We start from the raw sequence: 15,176 nt of genomic DNA, 5'->3' as shown, positions 1-15,176 counted from the left end.
CCTGTCCTTAGCGTGCGAGCATCCGCTCGAGGGCGAGTGTCGCCCACTTTGTCGTCTCTTGATCGACGCGAATAATATTTACGGGATCGGTCTCGAGTGACTCGAGCGCCCAGAGCAAATGAGGCAAATCGATTCGGTTCATCGTCAAGCACGGGCACATGTACGGGTTGAGCGAATTGATGTCGAGCTCAGGGTGCGTCGCCGCAAGTCGATTGACCAAGTTCATCTCGGTGCCGACGGCCCACTTCGTCCCCGGCGCGCTCGCCTCGATTTGGTCGATGATATATGACGTCGACCCGGCCTCGTCCGCCGCCTGCACGACATCGAACGTGCACTCGGGATGGACGATGATGCGTCGTTCCGGGTCGTTCTTCCGTAACGCCTCGATTTGGGCGACGTTGAACTTCTCATGGACCGAGCAATGCCCTTTCCATAGAATGACGCGGACGTCCTCAATATCGCCTTCATAGACGAGTCGTTCCCGGAGCGGGTCCCAGACGGCCATCGCCTCGAGCGGCACGCCCAAGTCATATGCCGTGTTGCGTCCGAGATGCTGGTCCGGTAAGAACAAGACCCGTTCGCCCGCTTCGAGTGCCCAGCGCACGATGTCATGGGCGTTCGACGACGTGACCGTCGCCCCGCCATGTTTGCCGACGAATGCCTTGATGGCCGCTGTCGAGTTGACGTATGTGATCGGGACGATACTGTCGCCGAACGTATCGGTCAGCTCTTCCCACGCAATCTCCGTCTGATCGATATCAGCCATGTCGGCCATCGAACACCCGGCCCGCATATCCGGTAAGATGACGAGCTGGTCGTCACGCGTCAACATGTCGGCCGTCTCGGCCATGAAGTGGACGCCGCAAAAGACGATGAATTCGGCCTCGTTCATCTGTTCGGCGAGCCGTGCGAGCTGGAGCGAATCTCCGGTCGCGTCCGCGAACTGGACGACCTCGTCCTTTTGATAATGGTGAGCCGGTAAAAATAGGCGGCTGCCGAGCCGTGCTTTAATGGCTTCAATCCGTTGTTCCATCTGTTCAACCGTCAAGTCAGCGTATAGCGCTGGCATCGTTCCGAGTAACTGCATGTTTGATTCCTCCTACGAGATTTAAACTACAATCGAGCGCCGTCACCGAATGGGTCAACTGCCCGATTGAGATGACGTCGACGCCCGTACCGCGATACGAGGCGATCGTCTCGACCGTGATGCCGCCTGACGCTTCCGTCTTGATAAGACTTGGGACGAGCGCGCGCCACGCCTTCAGTTCTTCTGGCGTCCGGTTGTCGAACATGATGATGTCGGCGTCCGCCGCAATCGCCTCATGCAACTGTTCGAGCGTCTCGACCTCGACTTCAATCGGCGTCGTGTGGCCAGCAAGCATCCGGGCCCGGGCGACCGCGTTCGTGATCCCACCGAGTGCCGTGATGTGGTTGTCTTTAATCATGACGGCATCGTCGAGCCGGAGCCGGTGGTTCTTCCCACCACCCGAACGGACGGCATGCTTCTCGAGCATGCGGAGTCCAGGTGTCGTCTTGCGCGTGTCCGTGACGGCAATCGTCGGGTCATTGAGCTGTTCGACGCAGCGCCGCGTCATCGTGGCGATCCCGCTCAAATGTTGGATAAGGTTCAATAACACCCGTTCCGTCTCGAGGAGCGTCCGTGTCTTGCCCCGCAACGTGAACAGTTCATCTCCAGTCGAGACAACCGTGCCGTCCGGTTGGCATGACTCGACGACGAGCCGTTGCATCTGGGCCAGCTCCAGGACGACATCCATGCCACAGAACACCCCATCCATTTTGGCGGTGACCGTGGCGAATGACGTCTCGCGCTGATCGATCAGTCCGCTCGAGATATCGCCAAAGCCGATGTCCTCATGTAGAAATGCCGTCAGCTGTTCGCGCAAAGCAATCTTGTTCATAACCATCCTCCGTCCTCATCATGGCACGAGCCAAAAGCCGTGCCGCTTCTATACTCAATGTCTGTTCACTTAATTGTCTTGTCACGTGTTTCGTCCGTGGCAGTTGTTGGGTATTTTCTAAGAAACTTACGATTTTGCCGAGTTGCGGCGAGATTGTCAGCCATTCCCCAATCTGTTGCCGATAGCGGCCGAACAGATCATCTGAAACCTCAAATACGGTCGTCTCGTTCACCGCGAACGGCTTCTCCTCCAAAGTCATCGTCGCCGCCACCCGCTTCCCGAACACCCAGCATTCAAGTAACGAGTTTGACGCGAGTCGATTCTTCCCATGGACGCCCGTATCGGCGACCTCCCCGACCGCATATAGTCCCGCTACCTTGGTTCGTCCATAGGCGTCGACGTCGACACCGCCCATGTGGAAATGTAGTCCCGGCCGGACCGGGATGCGCCGGATGTCGATGCCGTGCGCGTCACATGTCGCCACCAGTTTCGGGAACCGCTCATCGAGCCGTTCGACACGACTCGTATCCAAGTACACCGGTCCGACATGGTTCGTGAGCGTTCGTGCGACCTCATCCCTCGGGGCGAGGCTACCGAGCGGGTGTTGTCCCATCACATGGTTCCCGGACGTATCGACGAGCGTGGCTCCCGCCCCGCGTAGCGCTTCCGTCACGAGATGGGGTGAATCGACTGCGAGTAGCGTCGGATGAAACTGAATCCGAGACAAGTTCGTGAGCCGAGCCCCGACCGCTTCTGCCAAGACGAGCCCGTCTCCTGTGACCGAGCGACAGTTCGACGTCCAGTCAATCAGTCCGCCGATGCCACCGGTCGCGAGGACGACGGCCCCGGCCTGAACGTGGAGGCGTGTCTCACCGTTGAAACCGGTCGCCCCGCTCACACGGCCATCGCTTTTCGTCAACGTATCGATTAGGACATGCTCCATGACGGTCACATTGTCAGGCAGTTGACGCCGCAGCGTCGCCATCACGTGCCGTCCCGTCTCATCGCCACCGACGTGAAAGATTCGATTCATGCCATGGGCACCTTCCCGACCGACCGCGTAGCCCGTCGCGTCGCGATCGAAGACGATGCCGAACCGCTCCAGCTCTTGAATCGCCGTCCGCCCTTCCTCGACGAGTGTATAAACACGGTCGGGCACGGCCGTGAGTTTCGAGGCGACGAGCGTATCCCGCTCATGGTCGACGCTCGACGGTTCCAAGTACGAACTCGCGATTCCGCCTTGAGCCAAGTCCGAGTTCGCACTCGTCACTTCATGCTTGGCGACGAGCAGGACGTTCAACGTCCGGGGCAGATGGAGGGCGACCGTCACAGCGGCCAACCCGGCCCCGATAATCAACACATCGACCCGTTCAAACTGTAAAGACATCTGTATATCACCTGTTTTTCATATGTAATGTTGACTTGTAAACTAGTTTCGCATAATTTTGTGAAGAAGACAACATAAGAAAAGGGGAACTTTACGATGAACCGTTACTTTGATTATGCGGCGACGCACCCGATGACAAAATCCGCCCTCGACCATTACGTCGCCATGGCGCGGAGCGTATACGGTAATCCGTCTTCCCTCCACACGCACGGATATATGGCCGAAGATTACTTGACCGAGGCAAGGCGTTTGGTGAAGCAGGCTCTCGGGCTCGACATACTCCGCGGGAAGTTACTCTTCACCGGCAGCGGCTCGGAGAGCAACTATATCGCGCTAACGAGTCTCCGTAAGCGCATGAAAGGCAGTGAAGTCATCACGTCGTGGCAAGAGCACGACTCGGTCGCCCTCCTTCTCGACGAATGGGAAGCGGAAGGCGTGACCGTCCATCGGCTGAAACTGAAAGACGGTCGCTTCGACCAAGAGACGTTCACGCGTCTGCTCGACCGTGATATCGGGCTCGTGACGTTCCAGCACGTCAACTCCGATACCGGTTGGACGCTGCCGCTCCACAACATCCTCTGCCAATTGAAATATAAGAAAGTGTTGCTCCATATCGACGGCGTCCAGGCGCTCGGCAAGATTCCTGTCTCGGTCGACGGGATTGACGCCTATTCGTTCAGCGCCCATAAGGTCGGCGGTCCAAAAGGCGTCGGCGGCCTCTATATGGAACGGCTGTTGCCACCGCCCTATTATCCGGGACACCACCAGTACGGCATTCGTCCCGGCACGATTGACGTCCCCGGCATCTGTGCATTCGTTAAAGCGTTCACCGACCGGCACGAGGCACGGACACGTCATGAAAGAAATTTCTTGGCGTTTCGTGCTATCTTGAAAGAGAAGACATCGTCTTACGTGGACTGGCTCGAGTTCGACCAGCAGAGTCCCGCCATCTTCTCGTTCGTCTCGAATCAGCGGGACGGACAATGGTGGATGACCGAACTCGACGGGCTCGGCTTCCAAGTCTCGGCAGGCTCGGCCTGTCGGGCCGGCCAGAACGGACCGAACCGGATGCTCGAGTCACTCGGCTATGAGACGAGCGCCTGCCACGGCCTCGTCCGCATTTCCTTCGGCGAAGACACGACCGTCGAGGCCACGACGGCGCTCGCCGAAGCCATCGTCACTTTAGCAAGGAGAGTCGGATCTTATGAACAAACGCTTAGCCGGTGAAGAACGCCGGCGCACATTATTGGAAATGATTGAACAGAGTTCCGAGCCGATCACCGGCTCCGAGCTCGCCCGCCGTGTCGCCGTCAGCCGACAAGTCGTCGTCCAAGACTTGTCGCTCTTGAAGGCGAAGGGCCATCAAATCGTCGCGACCGCCCGTGGATACGTCTATCTACCGGGCGAGTCGTCACCGTCCGCCTACACCCGTAAAATCGTCTGTCGTCACGAGGCCGAGGCCATGGAGGCCGAAATGAACGCCATCGTCGACGAAGGCGTCACGATTCGGGACGTCATCATCGATCATCCGGTCTACGGTTCGTTGACGGGCCAGTTGATGGTGAAGAGCCGTCGCGACGTCCGTGCTTTCCTCGAACGGGTCGAGGCGAACCAGGCCGCCCCACTTTCGCATTTGACGGGTGGCTTGCATATCCACACGCTCGAGGCCGATAGCGAAGATGCCATCGATGCCGCCGTCTCGGAACTCGAGCGGCTCGGGGTCCTTGTCTCCGAGCTCGACTAAGATGTCACAAATACGTGACATCTTTTCTTTTGCTTTCGGTCCATGTCCGTTATACTGATGGATGGAACAAAGACCGTACAAAATTTGGAAAGGAGGGAACGGTCATGTGGCATTTCTTTGAACAACTGTTGCTCGGCTGCGGCGTCTTCAGCGTCCCGCTCGGTATCTTCATCCAATTCATCCCGAATGAGCTCGTGCTCGCCTACGGTGGTCACTTAATCGGTTCTCTCGACGTCTCGTTCCTGCTCGTCTTCCTCCTCGCGTGGTCGGCGTTCGTCCTCAGTCAAATCGTTCTCTATTGGATTGGCCGTTACGGCGGTCGTCCTGTCGCCCTTCGGCTCTACAAGTCATTTCGCATCAGTGAGGCGAAGCAACAACGCGCCGAGACATGGTTCGATACGTATGGCGCCTGGATCGTCTGTCTGAGCGTCATTTGGCGCCAGCTGTTCGCCGTCAGCGCCGGCGTCATGCGCTTGTCGTTCCGGAAATTTTTGACGGTGACCGTCGTCGTCTTCGCCGTCTGGTCGTTCGTGTTCGTCAAACTCGGGATGATGCTTGGTAGCAATTGGCGTCATATCGGCGAAGTCACGCACGGGTTCTTGCCGTACGTCGGCACCGCCATCGGACTATATGTCCTCATCCGCTATATCCGCGCGAATCCGCGTCTATTCAAAAAGTCAGCCTGAGCAGATTCGCTCGAACTGACTTTTTTGAATAGAGGGAAAATCGGATCTGGTACCGAATTAAGAATAGTGAGGAAAGCGTTTTTTTCTCGGAATAGAGACAGCCACCTTCAAAGGAGGAATTACCATGTTCCATCGTCGAAAAACGTACACCATCCGTCCTGAACGCTTAGATGAATTCACCGAGTTTTTCCATACATACCTGTATCCGATACAGGTATCGCACGGCGCCCGTCTCGTCGGTCGTTGGGTGACCGAAGACAAGGACGAGGTCATGGCCCTCTGGGAATATCGTGACCGCGAGCATTACGAACAAGTCGAACGCGATTACCGCTCGAGCAGCCTGCGCCGCGAGGCGATGAAGAAGCGGGCCCGTCTCGGCAAAGACTTATATATCAAGTCGAGCGAGGAGTTCATGATGCCGACCGGTCACTACACACCGCCGCGCACCATCGTCTCCGTGACAGCCTACGTCACGAACGCCGACGGCGAGGTGCTCCTCGTTCAGAACACGCATCGGAACGACACGTATGAGATGCCGGGCGGACAAGTCGAGGAACATGAGTCGATCGTCGACGCCGTGCATCGCGAAGTAAAAGAAGAGACCGGGATTGAGATCGAGGTCGATGGAATCACCGGCATCTATCAAAACGTGTCCTCGCGCGTACTCTGTGTCACGTTCCGCGCCCGCTATGTCTCGGGCGACCTGCAACCGCAAGAAGGCGAGACGCAAGAAGTCGGCTTCTTCAAGGTCGACGCCTCGAACGTCGGCGACTATATCAAGCGCGATCATTTCCAGATGCGCCTGCTTGATGCGATCGACCCGACGTATATGCCGCACGCCATCTATAAAGTACGCCCTTACGAGCTGCTCGAACGCGTCGAGCGCCATCATACTGTATAAACAAAAGGAGGGACCGCCGGTTGGCGATCCCTCCTTTGTTCGTTTACGCTTGTTCCGCCGCTTCGGATTGACCCGTTTCGACGAGCAATTTGCGAATCCGACGCTTTTCGACGTGGAGAACGGTGAACGTCATGTCTTCATACGTGACACGCGCACCTTTCTCTGGAATGTCTCCTAACAGTTCGACGATCCAACCACCCATCGTGTTGGCATCTACTTCAGGTTCTTTAATTCCCATCTCATCCGCAAATTCATCGACATCCATGTCGGCCATACACTCGTAGACGCCGTCACGGAGTCGTTTGAGATAGACGATCGACTCATCGTGCTCATCCCAAATGTCTCCGACGAGCTCCTCGAGCATGTCTTCGAGTGTGATGAGGCCGGCCGTCCCACCGAACTCGTCGAGGACGATCGCCATGTGCGATTGTTTTTGCTGAAGGACTGGGAGCAGTTCAATTAATTTTGTCTGCGGTGATACGTATGTGAGCGGACGAATGAGCGAACGAACGTCCGTCACTTCATCCCGCATCATCGAACGAAGGAAATCACGTTCTGACAACACCCCGATGACGTTGTCAATCGAGTCTTTATATACCGGTAGACGAGAATGCCCACCGCTAAAGATCGTGTCTTTGATTTCTTCGAGCGTATCGTCGATGTCGACGGCGAGGATATCAATCCGCGGCGTCAACACATCGTCGACAGTGATGTCGTTGAAGGCGAAGGCGCTATGCACGAGTTCCGCTTCGGTCTCGCCGAGCACCCCTTCTTCTTCTCCCATATCAACGAGCACTTTCAACTCTTCTTCCGTCACCGACGGTTCTTTTTCGTTCATCCCGATCATCCGGAGTACCAACTTCTTCAAGCCAGTGAAAATCATCGTCACCGGTTTCAAGATTTTGACGAGGAACAGCAAGATGCCGCTGATGAGAAGCGAATACTTCTCGGCGAACTCTTTCGCGAGCGACTTCGGTAAAATCTCACCGAAGATCAAGATGATGACGGTCGTCGCGAACGTCGAGATGACGAGGCCGGTCCCGCCCGAGTAAATACTCGTGGCGATGGCCGTCGATACGGTCGCCGCCCCGATGTTGACGATGTTGTTCCCGACGAGAATCGTCGAGAGCGTATCGTCGAAGCGGTCGACGAGGTGAAGGACGCGCTTGGCGCCCTTGTCCCCATCTTCCGACATACGAATCATCCGGACACGGTTCACGCTCGAGAGCGCGGTCTCGGCAGAAGAGAAAAAGGCTGACAACATAACTAAAACTACATAAAGAATTAAACTAGACGAGGGCACAGGGTCCACGTTTACTTCACACTCCATTTCCTAATTAAAAAGATTATTCGACGAATTCGAATTCAAAGTCCAAGATGGCGACGACGCTGCCGTCTTCGGCACCTAACTTGCGAAGGTCGTCATCGACGCCCATTTGACGCATTTGACGCGCAAAGCGCTTGATGGATTCGTCGTGATCGAAGTTCGTCATCTTGAAGAGCTTCTCGATACGAGGCCCTGTGATCACGAAGCGTTCGTATTCATCAATATGAATCTGATACCCCTTCTCTTCCTTCTCGTAACGATAAACGACACGTGGTGTGGCCGTCTTCTCTTCGAGCTCTTCGAGTGGGAACTCAGGTGTCGAGTCTACAAGGTTAGCTACTTCGATGAGCAGATTGCGAAGTCCTTCTTTGGCGAGTGCCGAGATCGGGAAGACTTTGACGTCGTCTCCGATTTTCTTTTGGAACTCTTCAAGTAATTCCGGCGCATCCGGCATGTCCATCTTGTTGGCGACAACGATTTGCGGACGCTCGAGGAGACGTAAGTTGTACGACTCGAGCTCGCGGTTGATCGTCGTGTAGTCTTCGAACGGGTCGCGCCCTTCCATGCCGCTCATATCGATCATGTGGACGATGACTTTCGTCCGCTCGATGTGACGCAAGAATTGGTGACCGAGGCCGACGCCTTGGCTCGCCCCTTCGATGAGTCCAGGAAGATCGGCCATGACGAAGTCACGGTCGTCTGCCGTCTTGACGACACCGAGGTTCGGTGTGATTGTCGTGAAGTGGTACGCGCCGATTTTCGGGCGTGCCGACGAGACGACTGACAAGAGCGTCGATTTCCCGACTGACGGGAATCCGACAAGACCGACGTCAGCGAGCAATTTCAACTCAAGGCGCAATTCACGCTCTTGACCTGGCTCCCCGTTCTCGGCGATCTCTGGTGCCGGGTTAGATGGCGTCGCAAAACGACAGTTCCCGCGGCCCCCGCGTCCACCTTTGGCGATCGTGGCCCGTTGGCCGTGCTCGGTAAGGTCGGCGATGACCGTATCTGTTTGTGCATCGAACACGATCGTACCTGGTGGGACTTTGACGACGAGCGGCTTCGCTTTTCGTCCGTGCATGCCTTTCGACATCCCTTTTTCACCGTCATGGGCGATGAACTTTTTCGAGAATCGGAAATCAACGAGTGTACGTAATCCCTCTTCTACTTCAAAGACGACGTCACCACCGTGACCTCCGTCTCCTCCTGCTGGTCCACCGTCTGGAACATACTTCTCGCGGCGGAATGCAACCATCCCTTTACCGCCGTCTCCAGCTTTTACAAAAATATTAACCTGATCGACAAACATTTAATTCCCCTCCTTTATAACGAACGTAGAACATTCTACTGTTTGCTCGTACACTTCATCTGACGTGAACACGTCGTCCGGTACGTGACCGAAGACGCGGACCATCAGTCCGTCCGTGAACGTCACATGAATCGGTCCATCCGTTCCTGACAGAAGACGGACAAGCTTGTCCGCCACGCGCGCGTCGTCTAGCGACACGCGGTCGGCCGATACCTTATAGGTCAACCGCCCTTCCCAGTTCGCTTGCATGAGGACGAGACTCGTCGTCGGCATGTCCAAGCGAATGAGCGCACTCTCCTCGTCGGCGTGCTGACGATATCGCTCATACAGCTCCTCAAGTTTTTCAGGCTCGAGCGCCGCGTACAAGGAGATCATCTGAAGCCGATTCATCCATTCGTGACGGACGGTCGATAATAGTTTCAGTGCTGCTTGTGAGTTCATGAAATCCTCTCCTAGTAAAACTAGTAAAAAAGACTCTAACCAAATAAGTGGCTAGAGTCTTCTGCGTGGTTCTACTTACGCAACTGGGTAAACGCTCACTTGTTTCTTGTCGCGACCAAGACGCTCGAAGCGTACTACGCCGTCAACTTTTGCAAACAATGTGTCGTCGCCACCACGGCCGACGTTTTCACCTGGGTGAATTTTCGTACCGCGTTGACGGTAGAGAATCGATCCAGCTGAAACAGTCTGTCCGTCAGCGCGTTTAGCGCCGAGGCGTTTCGAAATCGAGTCACGACCGTTTTTAGTCGATCCTACTCCCTTTTTCGATGCGAAGAACTGAAGGTTCAATTGTAACATGAGGTCCACCTCCTATTGTTCAATTTGGATATAATCACCGTAACTATGGGCGATCGTGTCTAGTTGCACGAGCATCCCTTCTAATAACAGTTGGGTGCGAGTCATGTCCTCCGGTGATACGTCAGGATATGTCTCGACATAAAAGTAGCCACCCTCTGTTTTGTCTGCCATTTCTACAAGAAGCGATTGACCGGCAAGTACCTCGACAGCGTTATATGCCCCAAAGATGATGGCAGAAACGCCGGCACAGACCAAATCAGAACCGGGTTCAGCAAAGTTGGCGTGACCTGTCACTTCAACGGAACGAATCGACTTCGTCTCGTCTCGTCTGACCATTACTCGAATCATAGCTTACGCTTCGATTTTCTCGATGCGAACTTTCGTGTAAGGCTGACGGTGACCTTGCTTACGACGGTAGTTTTTCTTAGCTTTCATTTTGAAGACAGTGATCTTCTTCGCGCGACCGTGTTTAACGACAGTTGCTACGACTTTAGCGCCCTCTACGAGTGGAGCTCCGACTTTAACATCGTCACCACCAACGAAAAGAACTTCACCGAATTCTACAGTACCCTCGACATCAGCATCGAGTTTTTCGATGTAGATCTCTTGACCTGCTTCAACTTTGATTTGCTTACCACCAGTTTTGATGATTGCGTACATATACGTGCACCTCCTTATTAAACTCAGACTCGCCATCCAGGGCAGGGCGAAACCATTTCAACCCGTTCTGTGCGGTTGTAGCCATTTGGGTGCTTCCAAACGAACTAACGTTATAGATAATACCACTCTCGTTCAATCATTGTCAATGACGAGATACGAAATTTTGACATTCCTCGAGCGTCCCGTAGAACGCCACATCCGGTTCCCCGTCGACGAGGAAGACCGTGCAGTCAAAAGCGTCCCACGACGCGTCATGCCACTTGCTCGGGAGTGTCACGACGACACCCTCGGCTTGAGGCGCGAGCTCCATCAGCGTCCGCTCCACCTGCGAGAAGACGGCAAGCTTCGACGGGTTACCGTTATAGGTCATCCGGTCTTGCATCGAACGTCCGGTCCGTTCTCGCGACAGTTCGAACAAGCCCATGCGCGTGAAGCCGTACACTTCGACACGGCGCGGATCGCGGGCACCGAGCTCTTTCATCTTCTTCAAGAGCCGGGCTTGTCCATCCTTTGACCCCCTCAGGAAGTCGATGACGACCATACCGCCGATATTGCGTAACCGGAGCTGTTCCATGACGGCGTAGAGCGCGGCCTCGTTAATCGTGTCGGCGGCGCGCCCCTTGTCTTTGACGGCGACGTTCTTGCCGCTGTTGACATCGATGACGGTCATCGTCTCGACTTGTTCAATCAAGACGTACGAGCCGCCTTCGAGCCAGACGACACGCTGACCCAGCTTCTCGATTGCCCCGTCGAGCCGGACAGCTTCTTTCATCCGGCCTTTGCCGATGTGACGTTCGACGTTGACCTCGAGCCGCGTCAACCGTTCCTGCGCTTCCTTGTCATTCAACATGACCGATTCGACCACATGGCGTCTCACGAACTGTTCGCACAACAGCTCATCCTGTCCCCCGCGTGCCGTGATGACGTCCTTGGCACGCGTCCGGAGCAAGTCGAGCTCTTCTTGAAGGTCTTCAGAGCTAGCCTGCCCCGACTCGGTCCGGAACAACACCCCTTCTGCCTCTTCGAGGTCGAACACTTTCGATAGCCGGTCCTGGGTGACGAAATCGAGCTTGCGACTATACAACTGGCGCCGACCATAAGGGAAGTAAACGATATACCGTCCGCCGAAGCGGATGTTCTCCGTCACTTTATGGTGTTTGCCGTTGATGCCTTCTTTCGTCACTTGGACGAGCCGCTTCTCACCGACGACGGCCGCCTGACCGATGGCTGGCACTTCCGGATATGCCTCGAGCGCTTTCAGCGTCTCGGCAATCGGCAAGAAGAGCGTCGTCTCGCCGGTCGTCAAAAACGCGGCGCCGAGCGACGGATGAATCCGTTCGATCGCGGCCTCGAGAATCGTCCCGATCGACAGTTGGTCGATGAAGCGTTCCTCGACTTCGAGCAGACGCTCCCCGTCGACGAGCATGGCCCGTTCGATGGACGGGGTCCGTTCATAGATCAATCGCATATGCGTCTCTCCTTTCGACACAAAAAGGCAACTTTCGTTGCCTTAGGCTTTTTTCATTCCAAATTTCATCATGAGTCGTGTCCAGAAGCCGACCGGTTTTTGTTCGGTCTGAATCGACATGAGCGGCACCGACTCCCCAAGAATCCGGCGCGTGATGTTGCGGTACGCTTGTCCGGCATTGTTATCCGGGTTCATCGTGACCGGTACCCCGCGGTTCGCGGCGGCGATGACTTCTTCATCGTCAACGACGACGCCGAGCAGGTCGATCGACAAGATGCGCATGATGTCATCGATGTCGAGCATGTCCCCTGATTCGACGAGGTGGTTCTTGACGCGGTTGACGATCAATTTCGGCGCAGCGACATGTTCCGCTTGCTCGAGCATCCCGATGATCCGGTCCGCGTCCTGAACGGCCGCCTTCTCAGGCGTCGTCACGACGACGGCCTCATCGGCGCCGGCGATGGCGTTCATGAAGCCTTGCTCGATGCCGGCCGGGCAATCGATCAACACGAAATCATATTCTGTCTTCAACTGGTCGATGATTTCTTTCACTTGCTCCGGTTGGACCGATGTCTTGTCTTTCGACTGGGCCGCAGGCAAGAGATACATCTCTTCGAACCGCTTGTCACGGACGAGCGCCTGATGCAATTTGCATTGGCCGTTGATGACGTCGACGAGGTTATAGATGCTGCGGTTGTCGAGTCCTAAGATGATGTCGAGGTTACGAAGACCGATATCCGTATCGACGAGACAGACCGAGTGACCAGACAATGCGAGGCCGGTCCCGAGGTTCGCGGTCGTGGTCGTCTTCCCGACGCCACCTTTCCCCGACGTCACGACGATGGACCGACCTTTCTTCACTTCTTTCGCTGTATGTACAGGCTCTACTACTTGCTCCATCAAACTCACCCTCTCTGTAATTCCATTGCATATGCGTCTTTCAGCCCAGTCATGACTTGACGGAGACGCGTCATTTCAATGCCTTGATTCGTCTGATATGCGCATCCCATCTCGATCTCCGGAAGCTCTTCGCCGTCGTCCGACGCGAGCACGTGTTCACCGATCGCTAAAAACTTCGGATGGAGTAGACTGGCGGTGATGACCGCTTCCTCCCATCCTTCGACACCGGCACGCACATTTCCTCGTATCGTCCCTAAACAATAGATACTTCCCGTCGCCCGAACCTCGGACCCCGGGTTGATGTCTCCGATAATGAGCACCGAGCCATCGAAATCGAGCACTTGTCCACTTCGAATCGTCCCGCTATGGTAGTGGAACGTCTTTTTGCCGTAGGTCGCTTTCGCTTCTTCGGTCAACATGACCTCGCTCGATAGCTCCTCGATATAAAAAACGCCATGACGAGCGACGACTTCACGAATTTGACGTGACAGCTCCTCGTCTAAATAACGAGTACCCGCGTGCAATTTGAGTGCAATCTTCCCAGAGGGCGGCTCCATTTCTTGTAACGTGGCCTCAAGCTCTCCGAGCACCTCATCGATGCCACTCCGTGGATTGAAGTGGATTGCAATACCGTTGCGATGTCCTTTTATCGTAATATGTCGTTTACGCTCCATCATGGCTACCCTCTTTTCGCTACAGGTCGCGGCGCCACGTATCGTGTCATCGGCACGTATAACAATGCGATGGCGACAGCGTTGGCGACGAGCGTCCCTGGAATCTGTTCAACTAATAGTGTTTGAATGGTCATGGTCGTCCCACCGACCGCCGTCATGACGCTAAAGATCCCGAAGGAAAACACGAGAATCATGAACGTGAACGTGATGACGACCGAGAAGAAGTTCTCACCTATATATTTTAACACGAAGCTGACTAAGAGAGGAATGAGTGAAAAAGTAAATAAGTAAATTCCGAGCAAGTCGGTATAGACGATGTCATACAACAGTCCAAAGACGAGTCCGAATCCGAACGCCGCCTCGAAGCGACCATACAAACCGACGTACATCAAGCCGATCAGTGTCAAATACAAGAACGGCGTCACATAGTGCCATGAGAAGATGGCGGCCCATGTCCCTTCAATAAGAAAGAGGAGGAACAGGGCGATGAACACTTTCATGTTACTCACCCGCTTCTCCTCCTTCCTCGGGACCCGTCAAGAACGGTTCGTCGAGCGTTCGATTGATGACGAACATTTGCGAGAACTCATTGAAGTCCGCTTCTGGTTTGATGCGGGCGACTTGAGATACGCCATATTCATCCGTCTCGATCGACTCGACCGTTCCGATGACAAGACCGGCCGGATAACGGCCACCGAGACCTGACGTCGACACGATTTCGCCTTCTTTCAACTTGACGCTGTTCGAGACCTTCGTGAAGAAGAGCTCGTTCGTCTCGCTGTCGAAGCCGTCAATCGTCCCGTACGTCGCTTTGCCGTCCTCGTCCTTGACGACGGCCGAGACATTGTTCGTCCGGTTGTTGTCCGAGAGGAGTTGCACTTGCGACGTGTAGGCGCTCGTTTGAATGACGCGACCGACCATACCGCCGGCGGCCGTGACGGCCATGCCTTTCTCGACACCGCGCTCTTCCCCGACGTTGATCGTCACATAGCGCTGCCAGTCGTTCGGCGTGCGCCCGATCACTTCGGCGGGAATCAAATCGAAGTCACGGAGCGATGTATCGGCCGCCTCGACCATTTGCCGCAATTCTTCGTTCTCGCGGCGCAGGTCATCGGCTTCGACCGACACTTCCGCGTATTTCGTCAAATGTTGTTTCAATTGACGGTTCTCTTCATAAATATCGCGTACGTTCGAAATCGAGGACACGGTACTGTCCATCCAGCCGATCGGCACCGTGAACACCCGTTGGAACGTTCCGACCACATCACGCGTGACGTCTTGGTACCAAGCGGATTCCGACCGTCCTCGAATCGAAACCCCTAAAATCACTACGAATAAGATGATACCGATCAGCGTGATGATGAGCTTTTTATTCCGTACGAACCGGCTCATCGTGTGTCACC

Annotated in this window: 18 protein-coding genes and 1 other annotated feature; of the genes, 4 read left to right on the top strand and 14 right to left on the bottom strand. The window is 55.2% G+C overall.

Annotated elements, in window-relative coordinates:
• Positions 1 to 7: 7 nt before the first annotated feature.
• Genes nadA through KNP85_RS11195 form a run of 3 tightly spaced genes read right to left on the bottom strand, consistent with a single transcriptional unit; the run spans position 8 to position 3,306 of the window.
• Positions 8 to 1,087 carry a quinolinate synthase NadA gene (nadA, locus tag KNP85_RS11205; RefSeq protein ID WP_214803073.1) on the bottom strand — a complete coding sequence of 360 codons (1,080 nt, stop codon included), beginning with the start codon at positions 1,085 to 1,087 and terminating at the stop codon, positions 8 to 10.
• Positions 1,050 to 1,919, bottom strand: coding sequence for a carboxylating nicotinate-nucleotide diphosphorylase (gene nadC, locus KNP85_RS11200; RefSeq protein WP_214803070.1), 870 nt, complete (start codon positions 1,917 to 1,919; stop codon positions 1,050 to 1,052). Before nadC ends, nadA begins: the two co-directional genes overlap by 38 nt.
• Positions 1,873 to 3,306 carry an L-aspartate oxidase gene (locus KNP85_RS11195; protein ID WP_214803068.1) on the bottom strand — a complete coding sequence of 478 codons (1,434 nt, stop codon included), beginning with the start codon at positions 3,304 to 3,306 and terminating at the stop codon, positions 1,873 to 1,875. Before KNP85_RS11195 ends, nadC begins: the two co-directional genes overlap by 47 nt.
• A gap of 96 nt (positions 3,307 to 3,402) precedes the next feature.
• Between KNP85_RS11195 and KNP85_RS11190 the strand changes: the two genes are divergently transcribed.
• The 4 genes from KNP85_RS11190 to KNP85_RS11175 all read left to right on the top strand — a co-directional run bounded on the left by KNP85_RS11190 (position 3,403) and on the right by KNP85_RS11175 (position 6,637).
• On the top strand, positions 3,403 to 4,533 hold the full coding sequence (locus KNP85_RS11190; RefSeq protein WP_214803066.1) for a cysteine desulfurase family protein: 1,131 nt from the start codon (positions 3,403 to 3,405) through the stop codon (positions 4,531 to 4,533).
• Positions 4,511 to 5,050 (top strand): transcription repressor NadR, encoded by a 540-nt coding sequence (locus tag KNP85_RS11185; RefSeq protein WP_021066889.1) that lies wholly within the window; start codon positions 4,511 to 4,513, stop codon positions 5,048 to 5,050. Before KNP85_RS11190 ends, KNP85_RS11185 begins: the two co-directional genes overlap by 23 nt.
• 104 nt (positions 5,051 to 5,154) lie before the next feature.
• The gene (locus KNP85_RS11180; RefSeq protein ID WP_214713909.1) at positions 5,155 to 5,736 is read left to right on the top strand and encodes a DedA family protein; all 582 of its coding nucleotides are present in this window, start codon (positions 5,155 to 5,157) and stop codon (positions 5,734 to 5,736) included.
• 124 nt (positions 5,737 to 5,860) lie between these two features.
• A complete protein-coding gene (locus KNP85_RS11175) occupies positions 5,861 to 6,637 on the top strand; it encodes an NUDIX domain-containing protein (protein ID WP_058763233.1) in 777 nt (258 codons plus the stop codon).
• A gap of 43 nt (positions 6,638 to 6,680) precedes the next feature.
• Here the strand turns inward: KNP85_RS11175 and KNP85_RS11170 are convergent, their stop codons facing one another.
• The 11 genes from KNP85_RS11170 to mreC all read right to left on the bottom strand — a co-directional run bounded on the left by KNP85_RS11170 (position 6,681) and on the right by mreC (position 15,165).
• Positions 6,681 to 7,967, bottom strand: coding sequence for a hemolysin family protein (locus KNP85_RS11170; RefSeq protein ID WP_052013679.1), 1,287 nt, complete (start codon positions 7,965 to 7,967; stop codon positions 6,681 to 6,683).
• Positions 7,968 to 7,983: 16 nt separating this feature from the next.
• Positions 7,984 to 9,273, bottom strand: coding sequence for a GTPase ObgE (gene obgE / locus KNP85_RS11165; protein WP_021066885.1), 1,290 nt, complete (start codon positions 9,271 to 9,273; stop codon positions 7,984 to 7,986).
• Entirely contained in the window at positions 9,274 to 9,714 is a 441-nt protein-coding gene (locus tag KNP85_RS11160; protein ID WP_021066884.1) for a Spo0B domain-containing protein, read from the bottom strand.
• Between the two features lie 75 nt (positions 9,715 to 9,789).
• The gene (rpmA, locus tag KNP85_RS11155) at positions 9,790 to 10,071 is read right to left on the bottom strand and encodes a 50S ribosomal protein L27 (protein ID WP_016508537.1); all 282 of its coding nucleotides are present in this window, start codon (positions 10,069 to 10,071) and stop codon (positions 9,790 to 9,792) included.
• A 12-nt stretch (positions 10,072 to 10,083) separates the two neighbouring features.
• On the bottom strand, positions 10,084 to 10,419 hold the full coding sequence (locus KNP85_RS11150) for a ribosomal-processing cysteine protease Prp (protein ID WP_031200131.1): 336 nt from the start codon (positions 10,417 to 10,419) through the stop codon (positions 10,084 to 10,086).
• Positions 10,420 to 10,422: 3 nt separating this feature from the next.
• Positions 10,423 to 10,731 carry a 50S ribosomal protein L21 gene (gene rplU / locus KNP85_RS11145; RefSeq protein WP_016508528.1) on the bottom strand — a complete coding sequence of 103 codons (309 nt, stop codon included), beginning with the start codon at positions 10,729 to 10,731 and terminating at the stop codon, positions 10,423 to 10,425.
• Between the two features lie 15 nt (positions 10,732 to 10,746).
• Positions 10,747 to 10,818, bottom strand: a sequence feature (ribosomal protein L21 leader region).
• 55 nt (positions 10,819 to 10,873) lie between these two features.
• Positions 10,874 to 12,199, bottom strand: coding sequence for a ribonuclease E/G (locus KNP85_RS11140; protein WP_214803063.1), 1,326 nt, complete (start codon positions 12,197 to 12,199; stop codon positions 10,874 to 10,876).
• Positions 12,200 to 12,241: 42 nt separating this feature from the next.
• Entirely contained in the window at positions 12,242 to 13,099 is an 858-nt protein-coding gene (minD, locus tag KNP85_RS11135; protein WP_021066881.1) for a septum site-determining protein MinD, read from the bottom strand.
• A 5-nt stretch (positions 13,100 to 13,104) separates the two neighbouring features.
• A complete protein-coding gene (locus KNP85_RS11130; protein WP_021066880.1) occupies positions 13,105 to 13,773 on the bottom strand; it encodes a septum site-determining protein MinC in 669 nt (222 codons plus the stop codon).
• Between the two features lie 5 nt (positions 13,774 to 13,778).
• On the bottom strand, positions 13,779 to 14,273 hold the full coding sequence (gene mreD / locus KNP85_RS11125; protein ID WP_052013683.1) for a rod shape-determining protein MreD: 495 nt from the start codon (positions 14,271 to 14,273) through the stop codon (positions 13,779 to 13,781).
• A gap of 1 nt (position 14,274) precedes the next feature.
• Positions 14,275 to 15,165 (bottom strand): rod shape-determining protein MreC, encoded by an 891-nt coding sequence (gene mreC, locus KNP85_RS11120; RefSeq protein WP_214713915.1) that lies wholly within the window; start codon positions 15,163 to 15,165, stop codon positions 14,275 to 14,277.
• Between the last annotated feature and the right edge of the window lie 11 nt (positions 15,166 to 15,176).

Source organism: Exiguobacterium sp. s194 (genome assembly GCF_018618275.1).
In the GTDB taxonomy this organism is placed as follows: Bacteria; Bacillota; Bacilli; order Exiguobacteriales; family Exiguobacteriaceae; genus Exiguobacterium; species Exiguobacterium chiriqhucha.
This window is presented reverse-complemented; position numbering and strand designations above follow the sequence as displayed.